18 protein-coding genes are annotated in these 15,019 nt (G+C 73.0%); 11 read left to right on the top strand and 7 right to left on the bottom strand.

Features of this window, described 5'->3' with window-relative positions; translation table 11 throughout:
- Window positions 1-215 precede the first annotated feature (215 nt).
- The 4 genes from M3677_RS18165 (at window position 216) to M3677_RS14535 (ending at window position 3,214) form a co-directional block, all read left to right on the top strand.
- Complete coding sequence (locus tag M3677_RS18165) at window positions 216-344, top strand: hypothetical protein (protein WP_268746754.1); 129 nt, start codon at window positions 216-218, stop codon at window positions 342-344.
- Between the two features lie 114 nt (window positions 345-458).
- Window positions 459-626: a hypothetical protein gene (locus M3677_RS14545; protein ID WP_158407773.1), complete on the top strand. Its 168-nt coding sequence runs from the start codon at window positions 459-461 to the stop codon at window positions 624-626.
- 76 nt (window positions 627-702) lie between these two features.
- Window positions 703-1,530, top strand: coding sequence for an ammonia-dependent NAD(+) synthetase (nadE, locus tag M3677_RS14540; RefSeq protein ID WP_066656508.1), 828 nt, complete (start codon window positions 703-705; stop codon window positions 1,528-1,530).
- 235 nt (window positions 1,531-1,765) lie between these two features.
- Complete coding sequence (locus M3677_RS14535) at window positions 1,766-3,214, top strand: flotillin family protein (RefSeq protein WP_066656505.1); 1,449 nt, start codon at window positions 1,766-1,768, stop codon at window positions 3,212-3,214.
- A 32-nt stretch (window positions 3,215-3,246) separates the two neighbouring features.
- On the opposite strand, the gene M3677_RS14530 is transcribed toward M3677_RS14535, so the two are convergent.
- The 3 genes from M3677_RS14530 to M3677_RS14520 all read right to left on the bottom strand — a co-directional run bounded on the left by M3677_RS14530 (window position 3,247) and on the right by M3677_RS14520 (window position 4,562).
- A complete protein-coding gene (locus tag M3677_RS14530; protein WP_251160898.1) occupies window positions 3,247-3,729 on the bottom strand; it encodes a hypothetical protein in 483 nt (160 codons plus the stop codon).
- Between the two features lie 168 nt (window positions 3,730-3,897).
- Window positions 3,898-4,173, bottom strand: a complete 276-nt coding sequence (locus M3677_RS14525) for a GlsB/YeaQ/YmgE family stress response membrane protein (RefSeq protein WP_066656492.1) — start codon at window positions 4,171-4,173, stop codon at window positions 3,898-3,900.
- Window positions 4,174-4,298: 125 nt separating this feature from the next.
- The gene (locus tag M3677_RS14520; RefSeq protein ID WP_066656489.1) at window positions 4,299-4,562 is read right to left on the bottom strand and encodes a glutaredoxin family protein; all 264 of its coding nucleotides are present in this window, start codon (window positions 4,560-4,562) and stop codon (window positions 4,299-4,301) included.
- A 134-nt stretch (window positions 4,563-4,696) separates the two neighbouring features.
- Here M3677_RS14520 and M3677_RS14515 point away from each other — a divergent pair, with 134 nt between their 5' ends.
- The 6 genes from M3677_RS14515 (at window position 4,697) to M3677_RS14490 (ending at window position 10,867) form a co-directional block, all read left to right on the top strand.
- On the top strand, window positions 4,697-6,412 hold the full coding sequence (locus M3677_RS14515) for an adenosylhomocysteinase (RefSeq protein ID WP_251160897.1): 1,716 nt from the start codon (window positions 4,697-4,699) through the stop codon (window positions 6,410-6,412).
- Window positions 6,409-7,806, top strand: a complete 1,398-nt coding sequence (locus M3677_RS14510) for an amidohydrolase family protein (protein WP_308201985.1) — start codon at window positions 6,409-6,411, stop codon at window positions 7,804-7,806. The genes M3677_RS14515 and M3677_RS14510 overlap by 4 nt, the downstream gene beginning before the upstream one ends.
- Window positions 7,803-8,327, top strand: coding sequence for a cupin domain-containing protein (locus M3677_RS14505; protein ID WP_235426380.1), 525 nt, complete (start codon window positions 7,803-7,805; stop codon window positions 8,325-8,327). Before M3677_RS14510 ends, M3677_RS14505 begins: the two co-directional genes overlap by 4 nt.
- 95 nt (window positions 8,328-8,422) lie before the next feature.
- Window positions 8,423-9,247 carry an ABC transporter substrate-binding protein gene (locus M3677_RS14500; protein WP_066656483.1) on the top strand — a complete coding sequence of 275 codons (825 nt, stop codon included), beginning with the start codon at window positions 8,423-8,425 and terminating at the stop codon, window positions 9,245-9,247.
- A gap of 4 nt (window positions 9,248-9,251) precedes the next feature.
- Window positions 9,252-10,130 (top strand): amino acid ABC transporter permease, encoded by an 879-nt coding sequence (locus M3677_RS14495; protein ID WP_066656480.1) that lies wholly within the window; start codon window positions 9,252-9,254, stop codon window positions 10,128-10,130.
- Window positions 10,127-10,867, top strand: coding sequence for an amino acid ABC transporter ATP-binding protein (locus tag M3677_RS14490; protein WP_066656477.1), 741 nt, complete (start codon window positions 10,127-10,129; stop codon window positions 10,865-10,867). The genes M3677_RS14495 and M3677_RS14490 overlap by 4 nt, the downstream gene beginning before the upstream one ends.
- A gap of 24 nt (window positions 10,868-10,891) precedes the next feature.
- Here the strand turns inward: M3677_RS14490 and M3677_RS14485 are convergent, their stop codons facing one another.
- Window positions 10,892-11,857: an NAD(P)H-quinone oxidoreductase gene (locus tag M3677_RS14485; RefSeq protein WP_251160896.1), complete on the bottom strand. Its 966-nt coding sequence runs from the start codon at window positions 11,855-11,857 to the stop codon at window positions 10,892-10,894.
- Between the two features lie 132 nt (window positions 11,858-11,989).
- On the opposite strand from M3677_RS14485, the gene M3677_RS14480 reads away from it, so the two are divergent.
- On the top strand, window positions 11,990-12,487 hold the full coding sequence (locus M3677_RS14480) for a hypothetical protein (RefSeq protein ID WP_251160895.1): 498 nt from the start codon (window positions 11,990-11,992) through the stop codon (window positions 12,485-12,487).
- A 71-nt stretch (window positions 12,488-12,558) separates the two neighbouring features.
- Here the strand turns inward: M3677_RS14480 and M3677_RS14475 are convergent, their stop codons facing one another.
- From M3677_RS14475 to M3677_RS14465, 3 genes are all read right to left on the bottom strand, one after another.
- On the bottom strand, window positions 12,559-13,434 hold the full coding sequence (locus M3677_RS14475) for an aldo/keto reductase (protein WP_251160894.1): 876 nt from the start codon (window positions 13,432-13,434) through the stop codon (window positions 12,559-12,561).
- A gap of 126 nt (window positions 13,435-13,560) precedes the next feature.
- The gene (locus M3677_RS14470) at window positions 13,561-14,052 is read right to left on the bottom strand and encodes a DUF6264 family protein (RefSeq protein ID WP_209685471.1); all 492 of its coding nucleotides are present in this window, start codon (window positions 14,050-14,052) and stop codon (window positions 13,561-13,563) included.
- Window positions 14,053-14,061: 9 nt separating this feature from the next.
- Window positions 14,062-14,949, bottom strand: a complete 888-nt coding sequence (locus M3677_RS14465; RefSeq protein ID WP_200884115.1) for a CoA ester lyase — start codon at window positions 14,947-14,949, stop codon at window positions 14,062-14,064.
- Window positions 14,950-15,019 lie beyond the last annotated feature (70 nt).

The following is a 15,019-nucleotide window of genomic DNA, read 5'->3' as shown; positions in this document are numbered from 1 at the left end:
TCCGCGGGGTCTGGCACAGCGGGACGGCCCGGTCGGATCCGAGGTGAGCAACACCTCGATGAAGGGCTGGTCCTCATGACCGCCACGTACGCGTGCTCCGCGCACCTCGACTTCCCGGCGGGGCACACCCGCACCCCCGTCTCCACCTTCGCCGCCACGACCCTGCAGGTGCTCTCGTGACGCCCCGTCCCGTCGAGGACTGGCACCGTCACGGCATGCGCTCGCCCGAGGAGGTCGCCGAGCTGATCGCCGACCGTGTCGGTGGCACCTCGGACGCCTCCGTGCCCGCCGGTCCCGAGCACGACGAACCCTCGTACGCGGACTTCCTCGGCGAGCAGGTCTGACGCGGCCCCCGGACGGGGGCTCGCGCCGTCCTGCCTGCGCGCGGATGATCCTCGGCAGGGGCCGTGTGGCCCGTCCCGTCTCACCAGCGGGACCCGGATCAGGGAGGACCCGACGTGCACGACCACGACACCCATCCGTTCGACCGTCACGTCGGTCCGCCGCACGTCGAACGCTTCCGGCTCACCCGGACCGACGAGATGCTCCGCGTGGTCTGCACGTGCGCGATCGGTGCCGACCACGACAACACCATCCGGCACCCCGCTGCCCCGACGGTCGCCTGAGTCGAACGGGTGAACACCAGCCGCGTGCCTCCGGTGAATCCGGTCGTGCGCGACGGTGCGGCGGGATACTGGTCGGGTGCGTGAACTCCAAGCCACCATCGCTGCGGACCTCGACGTCCAGCCGACCATCGACCCCGAGCAGGAGGTCGCCCGCCGTGTCGCGTTCCTGCGTGACTACCTGACCACGACCGGCGCGAAGGGGTTCGTCCTCGCCGTCAGCGGCGGGCAGGACTCCACGCTCGCGGGGCGGCTCACCCAGCTCGCCGTCGAGTCCCTCCGCGCGGAGGGACGCGAGGCCGAGTTCGTCACCGTCCGCATGCCGTACCGGGTTCAGGCCGACGAGGACGACGCGCAGCTCGCGCTGCAGTTCATCGCCGCCGACCCCGGCATCGTGGTGAACATCGAGCACGGCGTCGACGGCGTGGTGCAGGACACCGCGGCGTCCGGCGTCGCGCTCAGCGACTTCGTGAAGGGCAACGTCAAGGCGCGCATGCGCATGGTCGCCCAGTACGCCGTGGCCGGGCAGCGCGGACTGCTGGTCGTCGGCACGGACCACGCGGCCGAGGCCGTGACGGGCTTCTTCACGAAGTACGGCGACGGCGGCGTCGACCTCACCCCGCTGACCGGGCTGACGAAGAGCCAGGGGCGGCAGCTCCTCGAGCACCTGGGGGCGCCGGCTCGCCTGTACGAGAAGGCGCCGACCGCGGACCTGCTCGACGACCTGCCCGGGCAGACCGACGAGGCCAACCTCGGCCTGACCTACGTCGAGATCGACGCGTACCTGCAGGGGCACGACGTCCCCGACGAGGTCGCCGAGGCGATCGAGTCGCGCTACCGAGCGACCGAGCACAAGCGTCGCGTGCCCGCGACGCCCTTCGACAGCTGGTGGCAGCAGGGCGCGTAGCGCCACAGCGCTGGACCGGACGGGAGGCGCGGTGCAGGTCCCGACCTGCACCGCGCCTCCCGTCGTGCGTGCGACCGTGTCGCGTGGCCGGTCGGACCTGATGACCGTCCGGTTCTCCACAGCTCAGGTCTCCGTCCTGCCGCTGCGGTCCCCGCGCTCCTAGGATGGGCGCAACGGAACAACAGATGCGGAATCCCGGTCACGACCGACCGTGCCGGAGCCGCTGGGGGGAATCATGGAAGTCCTGCTCGCACTCGGCGCCGTCCCGCTCGTCATCGTGGGGATCATCGTCCTCGCCGTGATCGCGCTCGTGTACGCCAAGCTCGTCTACCGCAACGCCGGTGCGGACGAGGCGATCATCATCACCGGGAAGCGGTCGCGGAAGGTCAAGAACCCCGACGGCACCGAGACCGTCGAGTCCGGCATCAAGGTCGTCCTCGGTGCGGGTGTGCTCGTCCGACCGTTCTTCGAGCGGGTGGCGAAGATCTCGCTGTCCTCGCGTGCGATCGACATCAACGTGAACGCGCAGGACTCCCGCGGCGTCACGATCGACGTCGAGGCCGTGGCGCTCGTCAAGGTGGGCGAGGCCGATGCATCGATCCGTGCTGCTGCGCAGCGCTTCCTCGGCCAGGAGAAGAAGATCGACGACTTCGCGCGCGAGGTCCTGTCCGGTTCGCTCCGCGCGTCGATCGGCGCGACCGACGTGTCGACGATCATCCGCAACCGCGACCAGCTCACGGTGGCGGTCCTCGACGTCGCCAAGGACGCCCTGCACAGCCAGGGTCTCGACGTCGACTCGTTCGAGATCAAGGGCATCTCGGACCGCAACGACTACATCAGCGACCTCGGTCGTGCCGAGCGCGCCCGCGTCCGGCTCGAGGCGGAGAACGCCGAAGCCCAGGCCGACCGCGAGGCACGCGAGGCCCGGGCCACCGCCGACCAGGCGATCGCCGAGGCCGAGAACACCCTCGCCATCCGTCGTGCGGCGCTGCAGCTCGACGCCGACCGGGCTTCGGCCGAGGCCGCAGCGGCCGGTCCGCTCGCGCAGGCTCGCGCGTCGCAGGGCGTCGTCGAACAGGAGCAGATCACGGCGCAGAAGCGCGCCGAGCTCCGTCGTGCCGAGCTCGAGTCCGAGGTGAGCGCGGTCGCCGAGGCGAACGCGCGCAAGACCCGGGTGGAGGCCGAGGCTGCTGCGGCTGCCCAGGTCGAGACGGCCCGTGCGCAGGCCGAGGCCCGACGCATCTCGGCCGAGGCGGTCGCCGCCGAGGCCCAGGCCGAGGCTGCCGCCCGCAAGCTCGCCGCCGACGCCTCACGTGCGGAGGGTGAGGCCGCGGCCGACGCCATCCGTGCGAAGGGTCAGGCCGAGGCCGACGCGACGAAGGCCCAGGCCGACGCGCTCGCACAGCACTCCGAGGCCGTGCTCCGGGTGAAGGCGCTCGAGACGCTGCCGAGCATCGCCCGCGAGCTCGCGGCGCCGATGGGCAACATCGACAAGCTGACGGTCGTGTCCTCGGACGGCGCAGGCGCCCTGTCGAAGAGCGTCGTGAGCCAGTTCAGCGAGGTCGACGCGCTGCTCGGCACCACGGCCGGCTTCACGCTGAGCGACATCGTGAAGAGCACGACGACCGGCCAGGCCGCTGCCCGGGCGGTCGCGCGTGAACAGGACGCCGCGCCGGTCGACTGACGGGCACGGTCGTGCGCACGGGCGCGGTCGGGTCAGCCCCGGTCGCGCCCGTCGTCGTCCCGGTGTCGCTGCTGGCCGCCGGCGTCCTCGCGCTGGTCCTCAACCGGGTCGCTGTCGGTGGCCGGGTCGCCGTCGGTGACCGGGTCGCCGTCGGTCGACTCCTGCGGCCGTCCCTGCAGCGCGTCCCGCTCGGCGGCCAGACGCTGCTGCCAGACGACGCTGCGGGCGGCGCCCTCGAGCACGTCCTCGACCTGCCCGCCGGTCTTCGCTGCGAGTGCGCCGCTCAGGCCCGCGGTGAGGGTACCGCCAGCGGCAGCGAGGCGTTCCATGACCTCCTCCTGCCGGGGCGTGAGGGGTTCGTCGACCATGCTGTCCACGGTCTCGCGGATGTTCGCCTCGCTGGCGTCGAGCGAGGCGTCGTCCCCGGCGTGCAGTGCGGCGGCCTCGCCGACGACGACGAGTCCGAGCCGTGCGGCGTCGTCCTCGGGACGGGGGCGTTCGTTCTCGTCGGTCATGGCGGGGACGCTACGCCCCGGCCGATGTACGGCCGTCAGCACCCTGTCCCCCCCGCTCGGGGTCGACCGGTCGCACGGGACGACGAAGGACCCCGGACCGTCACGGTCCGGGGTCCTTCGTGGTGCCGCTCCGACACCCCCATGTCGGTCAGTGGCGCCTGCCGGTGGTCAGCGGCGCGCGCCGCGACCCGCGAAGCGCGTGTAGAGGAACAGCACGATGACGGCACCGATGATCGAGCCGATGATGCCGGCCGGCTGGAAGAAGCCGTCCATCGGGTCGTGCTGGAAGATGAGGAACCCGAGGAAGCCGCCGACGAACGAGCCGATGATGCCGAGCACGATCGTCATGAGGATCGACATGTGCTGCTTGCCGGGGATGATCAGCCGGGCGAGGGCGCCGGCGATGAGGCCGATGATGATGAGGCTGATGATGAGACCGAGCACGGTGTCCTCCTTGGGTCAGACCTGTCGCGGTCCGGGGGTGTCCGCGATCTGGGTCGGCCCCGATTGAACACCGCTCTTCCCCAGCATGTTCACAGCCTGCATGGAGGCGCAGGTACGGGCGAGGGTCACACCGCTCCGGACGACTCCAGCTCCGCCTGCAGCTCGGTGTCCGAGGGCTCCACGAAGTGCTTGCCGTTCGGCAGCACCACGACGGGGATGTTCTTGCGGCCGCTGATGGCCTCGGCCCGGTCGGCGGCGGACAGGTCCGCCTCGACGTCCACGTAGTCGTAGTCGACCCCGAGGCGGTCGAGGAGCGCCTTCGAGCGTCGGCAGTCGCGGCACCAGTCCGCGCCGAACATCGTCACCTTGTCGAACGTCGCATCAGTCATGTCCTCACAGTACGTCCGACGGCCGCGGGACATTCCCGCGTCACCGCCCACGCCCCGACGACGCGTGACCGCGTGACCGCGTGACCGTCAGCCCGCGCGACTCCGCGCCGACCCGCACGCCCTACGATGGCCCCATGCCGCAGCGACCCGACCCCGAGCGGGCCGCATGGGCCGCGGCAGCCGTCCGACGCTTCGCCGCGGCGACCAACCTCCTCGTCGCCGGCCGCACCGTCCGTGTGCTCGGCGGCGACCCGCGTGACGCCGCGGCGCTCGTCGCACTGCTCACCGGGCTCGGTGCACGCACCGCGGCGGACCCCGCCCCCGCGGACCACGAGCCGGTCGACGACGAGCCGATCGACCAGCTCTGGTGCCTCGGCGACCCGGACGAGTCGACCGCTGCCGTCGAGCGCGAGACCGACCGGCCCCGCGGCGCCACCCTCGTGGTGGTGGACGCCGGCCGGTACTCCCCCGCGGTCGACGAGGACGCCTTCGGCCCGGTCGCCCCGGCCCGCCCCGGGGTGCTCGCCGTCCCGACGCTCTCCGACGACGTGTTCCTCGTCTCCACCGGTCGGGAGCCCGAGGACGACCCCGCCGCCGAGGACCGCATCCGCTGGGCGCGCAGGTCGATGCCGGTCGCCCGTGCCGTCGCCGCGGAGCTCCGTGACGGCGGGCTGCTCCGCGGTACCCGGATCGGCGTCGCGATGGTGCTCGAGCCGAAGACGGCCGTGCTCAGCCTGCTCCTGCGCGACGCGGGCGCCGAGGTCGTCGTGTACGCGCACGCCGACGAGACGGACGACGCGGTCGCCGACGTGCTCCGCCGCGCCGAGATGCCGGTCCACGCGGACAGCACGGCCTCGCTCGCCGAGCAGCACCGTCTCGCCCTGGCGATGCTCGACACGCGTCCGCACGTGCTCCTCGACGACGGCTCGCACCTGATCCGCCTCGCGCACCAGGAGCGGCCCGAGCTGCTGCCGACCATGCTCGGCGCCGCGGAGGAGACGACGAGCGGCCTCCGACCCCTCCGCGTCATGGCCGAGCGCGGCGAGCTCGGCATCCCCGTGGTCGCCGTCAACGACGCCCGCGCCAAGACCTGCTTCGACAACCGCTTCGGCACCGGCCAGTCCACGGTGTTCGCGACGCTCGACCTGGTCGACCCGCTCCCGTCCGCCGTGCACCGGGTCCGGCCGGGAGGCACGGCGGTCGTCGCCGGCTTCGGTCCCGTCGGCGAGGGGGTCGCCCAGGTCCTCGTCGCGCTCGGCTTCCGGGTCACGGTCGCCGAGGTCGACCCGGTCCGCGCCCTGCAGGCGCGCTTCGCCGGGCACGCGGTCGCACCGTTCGTCGACGCGGTGCGCGACGCCGACCTCGTGGTGAGTGCCTCCGGGGTGGCGGACACCGTGGACCACACGGTCCTGCGCGCGTGCGCGGTCGGTGCGGTCGTGTCCGTCGCGGGGGGCGTCGACGACGAGGTCGCCCTGTCCGCGGCGGCCTCCGCCGGTGCGGTCCGGACGGCCGTGGCGCAGCACGTGGAGCGCCTGACCTGGCCGGACGGCCACCAGGTGCTCGTCCTCGCCGGGGGCAACGGGGTGAACACGAGCGCCGCCGAGGGCAACCCCGTCGAGATCATGGACCTGTCCTTCGCGGTGCAGCTCGGCGCCCTCCGGATGCTGCTCGAGCGCGGCGACGAACTCCCGCGCGCCGTCGTGCCGGTCGACCCCGCGGTGGACGAGGCGACCGCCCGCGTCGCGCTCGCCGCGTGGGGGAGCCGGGTCGCTCCTCCCGTCCGGATCGCCGAGCAGCCCGCCGACCGCGAGCCGGACGTGCGGACGCACCGGTTCGGGACATCCCGGTGACCGCGTCGCCGGTCGTGGTGCACTCGGCGCGCGTCGTCGTGCCGATGACGGCACCGCCGATCGCCGACGGGGCGGTCGCGGTGCAGGACGGACGGATCCTGCACGTCGGCGACCGGTCGTGGGTGGTCGACCAGCTCGACGCCGCCGGGCGCACGTGCACGGAGCGGCGCTGGCGGGGCGCGCTCCTGCCGGGTCTCGTCAACGCGCACACGCACCTGCAGTACACCGGCATGTCCGGTGTCGGTCAACGGCAGTACGCGGGTTTCGAGGACTGGGCGGCTGCGTTCAACGTGGACTACGCGCTCCCGCACGACTGGCGGGCGGAGGCGTCCGCGGGCGCCGTCGCATCGATCGCGGCGGGCGTCACGAGCATCGCGGACGTGGTGACCGACATCGAGGCGGCCGACGTCCTGGAGCAGCACCGCCTCGGCGGGATCGCCTACTGGGAGGTCATGGACTGGGAGAACGCGGCGTGGGAGTCCCACGGGCGCGACCAGGTGCTCGACGAGCTCGCACGGATCCCGACCACGCCCGGGGCGGGGCTGTCGCCGCACGCGCCGTACTCCCTCGACGTGGCACCGCTGCTCGAACTGCCGGACATCGTGCGCCAGCGGGGGCTCCGGCTGCACCTGCACCTGGGCGAGGCGGCGTTCGAGGGGGAGCGGGTCTCGCTCGGGCCGGTCCCGGGGCTCGAGGGCGTCGACGGCGTCGGGCACACCGCGGACTGGCACCTGGCGAACGTGCCGTCCTTCCGGGCCATGCGGGCGCTCGGCTTCGGCGCCAGTGCCACCGCGTTCGTCGACCGGCTGGGCGTGCTGGGCCCCGACTGCCACATCGCGCACGGCGTGTACGTGACCGCGTCCGACCGAGCCCTCCTGCGGGCACGCGGGACCACGGTCGCGCTCTGCCCCCGGTCGAACGCCGTCATCGGCCTCGACCCGCCGCCCGTCGCGGACTACCTGCGCGAGGGCAGCCCGATCGCGATCGGCACCGACTCCCTGTCGTCGTCGCCGTCCCTCGACCCGATGGCCGACGTCACCGCACTGCACCGCATCGCCCGCGCCCAGGGGTACGCGCACCGCGACCTGCACGAGCGGCTGCTGGCGGCGGCGACCCTCGGTGGCGCGCACGCGATGGGGACGGCGGTCGGGCCGGACCGCGTCGGACACCTCGCCGTCGGGGCACGAGCCGACCTGGCCGTGTTCGACGTCGACGCCCGGACCGTGCCCGACGCACTCGCCGAACTCGTCGAGGACGGTGCCGGCCGCGCCGTCGCGACGATCGTCCGCGGCGTCGTGCGGGCCACCGACGGCACCGTGCACCCGCTCGAGCCCGAGACAGCCCCCACCCGGGGCCCCGTCCCCCACCACGTCCGTCCCCAGGAGGAACGATGACCGACACCGCACCCCGCCCCGGCATGGTCGCCCGCCGCACCGTCGGCGGCGAGCTGATCGAGTGGCTCGACGTCCCGCAGCGCGCGGCCGCCCTCGGCATGGAGCCGCACCCGGAGGGCGGTTGGTACGTGCGCACGTGGACCTCGCCCTCGACCGTCGAGACCCCGGCCGGCGAGCGTCCCGCCGCGACCCTCATCCACTTCCTGCTGCCCCCGGGCGAGGCCTCGGCCTGGCACCGTGTCACGAGCGACGAGATCTGGATGTGGCACGGGCCGGACACCGTCGTGCTCGAGCTCGGCGGCTCCGGCGACCGGCCCGAGCCCGGGGACCGGATCACCCTCGGCCCGGACGCCGGCCGGCACCGGCTGCACGACGCCCAGGCCTTCGTGCGCGGTGGGGTCTGGCAGCGCACCCTGCCCGGCGACGGCGAGGTGCTCCTCAGCTGCATGGTGTCGCCCGGGTTCTCGTTCGACGACTTCACGATGGCGGGCGACACCGACGGCGACGCCGCGACCGCGTAGTCGACGGTCATCCGCGTCGCGGTGGTATCCCACGCGCCGGTACACTGCCTCCTGCCCGCTCCACCCCGCTCTGTCCCGCTGACGAAGGCCCTCCCGTGACCCGCACCCGCCGTCTGTCCCTCGCCGTCGCCACCGCCACGGTCGCCGCCCTCGCGCTCGCCGCCTGCTCCGCCGGTGGGAGCAGCGCCGGGAGCGACGGCACCGTCACGGACGGCAAGCTCACGATCGCGACCGGCCAGCCGGCCTACTCGCCCTGGGTGGAGGACGACGACCCGCAGTCCGGCAAGGGCTTCGAGTCCGCCGTGGCCTACGCGGTCGCGAAGGAGATGGGCTACGCGAAGGGCGACGTCGTCTGGAAGCGCAGCACCTTCGACAGCGCCATCGCCCCCGGCCCGAAGGACTGGGACCTCAACGTCCAGCAGTTCTCGATCGACGCGAAGCGCAAGAAGGCCGTCGACATGTCCACGCCGTACTACACGACCACGCAGGCCGTCGTGACGACGTCGGGGTCGAAGGCTGCGAAGGACACCACCGTCGCCGCACTGAAGGGCGACACGATCGGTGTCGCCTCGGGCTCCACGAGCATCAGCTCCGTGAAGGACGTGCTCGGCGTCACCCCGCAGGTGTTCAACTCGAACGACGACGCCGTGCTGGCGCTGAAGTCGGGGCAGATCGACGCGATCGTGACCGACCTGCCGACGGCGTTCTACATGGCCGCCGCACAGCTCGACGACGGCACGGTCTCGGCGCAGTTCCCCGAGGACGGCTCCGGCGACCAGTTCGGCTTCGTGCTGCCGAAGGGCTCCGCGCTGACGAGCAAGGTCGACAAGGCTCTCGAGGCCCTGGAGAGCGACGGCACGCTCGCCGACCTGCAGACGAAGTGGCTCTCCTCGGAGACGAACACCCCCGTCCTGAAGTAGTCCGGTGACCGCCCCAGCAGGTGCCGGCACCCCGGTGACCGCTCCAGCGCCGAGCCAGGTCGAGCTCGAACGACGGCTCTACCGTCGGCAGCGCGGCCGCCGCTCGGTCGTCGTCTCGGTCGTCTCGACGCTCGTCGTGATCGCGGTCGTCTGGCTCGGCGTCGTGAACACGCCCGGCTGGGCCGCGGTGCAGCAGTCGTTCTTCGACCCGCAGACGGCGATCGACACCTTCCCGGCCGTCCTGCTCGGGCTGTGGCTGAACATCCGGATCCTGTTCTTCAGCGCGATCGGCGTCGCCGTGCTCGGCACCCTGCTCGCCGTCGTGCGGGGGCTGCGGAACCCGGTGTTCTTCCCACTGCGGATGCTCGCCACCGCGTACACCGACCTGTTCCGGGGTCTGCCGCTCATCATCGTGCTCTACCTGGTCGGCTTCGGCATCCCGGGGCTCGGCATCTTCCCGCGGCAACCCCCGGAGGTCTGGGGCACCATCGCGATCGTGCTCACGTACTCGTCCTACGTCGCCGAGGTGCTCCGCGCCGGCATGGAGGCCGTGCACCCGTCCCAGCGCCTCGCAGCCCGGTCGCTCGGCCTGTCCCACGCCGGGACGCTGCGGCTGGTCGTGCTGCCCCAGGCGATCCGCAAGGTCACCCCGGCGCTCATGAACGACTTCGTCTCGATGCAGAAGGACGTCGGCCTGGTGTCGATCCTCGGCGCCGTCGACGCGGTGCGGAGCGCCCAGATCGCACAGGCCGAGACCTACAACTTCACGCCGTACCTCGTCGCGGGGCTGCTGTTCGTCGTGATCAGCCTCCCGCTCATCCGGGTGACGGATGCCATCGCTCGACGGCAGCAGCGTCGCGAGCAGATCGGGGGGACGGTGTGAGCGAGTCGGTGGTCCTGGAACTGCGCGGACTGCGCAAGACGTTCGGCGAGCACGAGGTCCTGCGGGGGATCGACCTGACCGTGCACCGCCACGAGGTCATCTGCGTCATCGGGGCGTCCGGCTCCGGCAAGTCGACACTGCTGAAGACGGTGAACCTGCTCGAGGGCATCGACGACGGCGAGATCCTGCTCCAGGGGACGGACATCGCCGACCCCCGCACCGACGTCGACGCCACCCGCGCCCGGATCGGCGTGGTCTTCCAGCAGTTCAACCTGTTCCCGCACATGCGGGTGCTCGACAACGTCACGCTCGCGTCCCGTCGGGTGCACGGCATCGCCCGGGCCGAGGCGGAGGCGACCGCCCGCCGACTGCTCGACCGGATCGGCCTGGGCGACTTCGCCGGGGCGTACCCGGACCGGCTCTCCGGCGGGCAGCAGCAGCGTGTCGCCGTGGTGCGGGCGATCGCGACGTCGCCGGAGCTGCTCCTGCTCGACGAGGTGACGAGTGCCCTCGACCCGCAGCTCGTCGGCGAGGTGCTCGACCTCGTCCGCGAGCTCAAGGAGCAGGGCGCCACGATCCTGATGACCACGCACGAGATGTCGTTCGCCCGGAACGTCGCCGACCGCATCGTGTTCCTGCACCAGGGCGAGGTGGTCGAGCAGGGCGCACCGGCGGACGTGCTCGACCGACCGCAGCACCCGGCGCTCGTCGAGTTCCTGTCCCGCGTCCACGCCTGACCCCGCGTCCACGCCTGACCCGGGTCACACGGCGAGCAGCACCTTGCCGATGACCTCGCCGTCGCGGACCCGGCGGTGTGCCTCCGCTGCCTCGGCGAGCGGGACCACCGAGTCGACGATCGGTCGGAGGCTGCCGTCGGCGACGAGCGGCCAGACGTGCTCGCGGACGGCGGCCACGATCGCGGCCTTCTCGTCGAGTGGCCGGGCACGGAGCGTCGTCGCGCTGATGGTCGCGCGCTTCCGCATCATCGCGCCGAAGTCGAGCTCGCCCTTCTGCCCGCTGCCGGCGGCGATCACGGCGATGTGCCCGTTCGGGGCGAGCACCTCGAGGTGCTTCGCGAGGTAGTCCGCCCCGACGACGTCCAGCACGACGTCGACCCCGCGGCCGTCGGTGAAGTCGCGGGCACGCTCGACGAAGTCCTCGGTGCGGTGGTCCACCACGAGATCGGCGCCGAGCTCCCTCGAAGCACGCACCTTGCGCTCCCCGCCGCTCGTCGCGATCACCCGGGCACCGAGCGCCTTCGCCCACACGACCGCGTGCGATCCCATGCCGCCCGTGCCGCCGTGCACCAGCAGGGTCTGCCCGGGCCGGAGCCCCGCGATCATCCCCACGTTCGAGTACACCGTGCACGCGGCCTCGGGCAGTCCCGCGGCCTCGACCAGGTCCACGCCGTCGGGCACCGGCAGCACCTGGGCCGCGGGCACGGCCACGAGGGTCGCGTAGCCGCCACCCGACAGCAGCGCGCACACCCGGTCACCGACCGCGAACCCGTCCACGCCGTCGCCGAGCGCGCGGACCGTCCCGGAGACCTCGAGGCCCAGGACCTCGGACGCGCCGGGCGGCGGCGGGTAGTTGCCCGCGACCTGCTGCAGGTCGGCGTTGTTCACCCCGGCCGCTGCCACCTCGACGAGGACCTCGCCCGGCCCGACGACCGGGTCCGGGTGCTCGTCGAGTCGGAGTCCGCCGTCGTGTGCCGTGATCGCCTGCATGCCCTCGACCGTACGCCCCGCGGCAGGGCAGACCGGCACGGCTCGTGGCACGGCGGGCCCGACGGACGCCGTGTACCGTCGGTGCCGATCCGCGCCGCTCCGTCGCGCGGGCACGACCAGGGGGGGACGTCCATGTCCAGGAAGACCATCGCCGTCGCGACCGCGGCACTCGCCGTCGCACTGCTCGCCGGCTGCTCGAACGGGGGCTCCGGGAACGGCGGCGCCGAGGGCTCCGGTTCGTCGACCTCGGCAGCCTCCTCGGCCCCGAGCTCCGCGGCGCCGCAGGCCGCGTCCCAGAGCAAGGCCGAGGCGTGCAACGCGTTCCAGTCGAAGGTCGAGGACGCCGCGAAGGGCCTGCAGTCGCAGGTCACCGAGCTGCAGTCGGACCCGCAGGCAGCCGTCGCGAAGCTCGAGGAGTTCGACCAGTCGCTGTCCGACGGCGTCGACGCGGTGCAGAACGCCGACGTCAAGCCGAAGGCCGAGGCGTTCCGGTCGGCGTACACCGACATGCTGACGCAGATCAAGGCGATCACGGCGGACCCGCAGTCGGCGGACCTGTCGGCGTTCTCGGACACCACGCAGAAGGTCCAGGACGCGGGGACCGACTTCCAGCAGGCCTGCACGTCCTGACCGCCGCAGCACGACGACGCCCCGTCCACCGATCGGTGGACGGGGCGTCGTCGTGCGGGTGCTCCGGCCCGTCAGGCCGCCGGTCGAGCAGCGTCCAAGCGAGCGACGTCCTCGTCGCGGAGCTTCACCGTCGCCGCGACCACCGAGTCCAGGATCGACTGCGGCCGCGACGCACCCGGGATCGGGATCACCACGTCGCTCTTCTGCAGCTCCCACGCCAGCGCCACGACCTGCGGCGACACGTCGCGCTCGCGGGCGATGACGGCGAAGTCCTCGTACGCGGTCCCCAGGTCGGCGGCCTTCGCGATGCCACCGAGGGGGCTCCACGGCAGGAACGCGATGCCGAGCTCGTCGCACAGCTCGAGCTCCGGCTCGCTCGACCGGAACGCCGGTGAGAACTGGTTCTGCACCGAGACGAGGCGGCCGCCCAGGACCTGGTTCGCCTCACGGATCTGGTCGGGGTCGGCGTTCGAGATGCCCGCCATGCGGATGACGCCCTCGTCGAGGAGCTCCGCGAGTGCCCCGATCGAGTCCGCGTAGGGCACCGACGGGTCCGGCCGGTGGAACTGGTACAGGCCGACGGCGTCGACACCGAGGCGCTTCGCCGAGGCCTTCGCGGCCTCCTTGAGGTACTCCGGTCGGCCGTCCTGCGCCCACGCGCCCGGTTCCGGCCGCAGGTGGCCGCCCTTCGTGGCGACGAGCACCGCGTCGGTGTCGCCGTGGAACTCGCGGATCGCCTTCGCGATGAGCTCCTCGTTGTGGCCGACCTCGTCCTTGGCCGCCTGGTGGTAGGCGTCCGCGGTGTCGATGAGGGTGACGCCCGCCTCGAGGGCGGCGTGGATGGTCGCGATCGCCTGTCGCTCGTCGGGCCGCCCCTCGATCGACATGGGCATCCCGCCCAGTCCGATCGCGCTGACCGACACGTCTCCGATGACTCGTTGCTTCATGCGCCCAGCTTGCGCCGGTCGACCGGGGCGACGCCCAGCGTGCGCGGACGGGACAGGCCGACGGGACCGCCGGACGGGAGGCCCGTGGCGGCCCCGCCACGCGCCTCCCGTCCGGCGGACGCCGCGCTAGGGGAGCTGCAGTGCGGTCACCTGGCCGGCCCCCGTCGCCGGGTCGGTCGCCTGCGCGAACACGACCCCGCCCCAGGTGACGACCACGATCGCCAGGACGAACCCGAGCGCGGCGATCCACCACGACGAACGACGACGCACCCAGGCGCCGACCGCGAGCACGACCGTCGCGACCCCGATGACGAAGGACCCGCCGACCGCGATCGCGGCGCCGCCGAGGAAGCGGCCCGGCGAGCACCCCGTGGCCGCGTCGCAGCCCGCGGTGGCCGAGACGACCGCGATGATCCCGACCACCAGGGTGAGGAGCGTCAGGAGGGCACCGGCTGCGAGCAGGAGGACGGTCGACACCCGGTCGGCGACCCGGCCCGCGGGGAACAGCGTCGTGCCGCCACGCGCCCACGCGGCGCGTTCGGTGCTGCCCGGGCCGGACTGGGACGGACCCGAGGGTGAGGACTGCGGCGGACCGCCGGACGGGTGCGACCAGGTCATGCGACCGGTCTACCGTGCCTCGACGCCGAACGCCCGGGCGAGCCGCTGGATCTTCTGCGCGCGGCCGAGTCGCGGCAGGTCGGAGCCGTCGCGGATGACCTGCCCGCGGGCGTCGAAGTCGTCGAGGAAGTCCTGCGCCCAGGCGACGTCGGTCGGCGTGGGGGAGATGACCTCGTTGATGACCGGCAGCTGCTCGGTGTCCAGGCAGAGCTTGCCGGTCAGGCCGAGCGACACCGCCACCTGGGACTGCTCGCGGAGGATCGCGTGCGCCGAGCCGACCGTCGGGCCGTCGATCGGACCCGGCAGGTCGCCCACGCGCGAGGCGACGACGAGCCGGGAGCGCGGGTAGGCCATGGCGAGCGTGTCGGCCGAGGTGCCGGTGTCGCGGCGGTAGTCACCCGAGCCGAAGGCCAGGCGGAAGGCGCCCTGTGCCTTCGCGATCGACGTCGCCTCCTCGATGCCGAGCGCCGACTCGACCAGGGCGATCACCGGGGTGTGGCCGCCGAGCCGGTGCCACGTGTCGGTGACCTGCGCGGGGGACTCGGTCTTCGCGAGCATCACGCCCTGCAGGCCCGGGAGGCCGCGGAGCTCCTCGACGTCGTCCGCCCAGAAGTCCGTCGTGACGTCGTTGATCCGGACCCAGGCCTCACCGCCGCCCGCGAGCCACGAGGCCACGGTCGTGCGGGCACCCGGCTTCGCGGCGGGGTCGACGGCGTCCTCGACGTCGAGGATGATCTGGTCGGCGCGCGACCGCTGTGCCCGCTCGAACCGGTCGGCGGCGGTGCCGGGCACGAGGAGCCACGACCGGGAGATCTCGGCGGGGACCGACCGACGCCGGTCCGGCCGGGCCGACGAGGGTGCGGGGGCGGACGGGGCGGTGCGGTCGTCGATGGCCATGCCACGTTGCTACCACACCGGCCCGTCGGACCCCGTACCGGGCCCGCACGGAAAGCCGGAAACGTCGGGT

This window comes from Curtobacterium sp. P97, from assembly GCF_023712445.1.
Classification (GTDB): domain Bacteria; phylum Actinomycetota; class Actinomycetes; order Actinomycetales; family Microbacteriaceae; genus Curtobacterium.
The sequence above is the reverse complement of the archived record's forward strand: the minus strand, read 5'-3'. Positions and strand labels throughout refer to the sequence as shown.

What these genes read in the sequence shown, in the direction of transcription:
- M3677_RS18165 (WP_268746754.1), top strand. Translation starts at nt 216, where the DNA reads ATGCGCTCGCCCGAGGAGGTCGCCGAGCTGATCGCCGACCGTGTCGGT.
- M3677_RS14535 (WP_066656505.1), top strand. Translation starts at nt 1,766, where the DNA reads ATGGAAGTCCTGCTCGCACTCGGCGCCGTCCCGCTCGTCATCGTGGGG.
- M3677_RS14530 (WP_251160898.1), bottom strand. Translation starts at nt 3,729, where the DNA reads ATGACCGACGAGAACGAACGCCCCCGTCCCGAGGACGACGCCGCACGG.
- M3677_RS14520 (WP_066656489.1), bottom strand. Translation starts at nt 4,562, where the DNA reads ATGACTGATGCGACGTTCGACAAGGTGACGATGTTCGGCGCGGACTGG.
- M3677_RS14515 (WP_251160897.1), top strand. Translation starts at nt 4,697, where the DNA reads ATGCCGCAGCGACCCGACCCCGAGCGGGCCGCATGGGCCGCGGCAGCC.
- M3677_RS14505 (WP_235426380.1), top strand. Translation starts at nt 7,803, where the DNA reads ATGACCGACACCGCACCCCGCCCCGGCATGGTCGCCCGCCGCACCGTC.
- M3677_RS14485 (WP_251160896.1), bottom strand. Translation starts at nt 11,857, where the DNA reads ATGCAGGCGATCACGGCACACGACGGCGGACTCCGACTCGACGAGCAC.
- M3677_RS14480 (WP_251160895.1), top strand. Translation starts at nt 11,990, where the DNA reads ATGTCCAGGAAGACCATCGCCGTCGCGACCGCGGCACTCGCCGTCGCA.
- M3677_RS14475 (WP_251160894.1), bottom strand. Translation starts at nt 13,434, where the DNA reads ATGAAGCAACGAGTCATCGGAGACGTGTCGGTCAGCGCGATCGGACTG.
- M3677_RS14470 (WP_209685471.1), bottom strand. Translation starts at nt 14,052, where the DNA reads ATGACCTGGTCGCACCCGTCCGGCGGTCCGCCGCAGTCCTCACCCTCG.
- M3677_RS14465 (WP_200884115.1), bottom strand. Translation starts at nt 14,949, where the DNA reads ATGGCCATCGACGACCGCACCGCCCCGTCCGCCCCCGCACCCTCGTCG.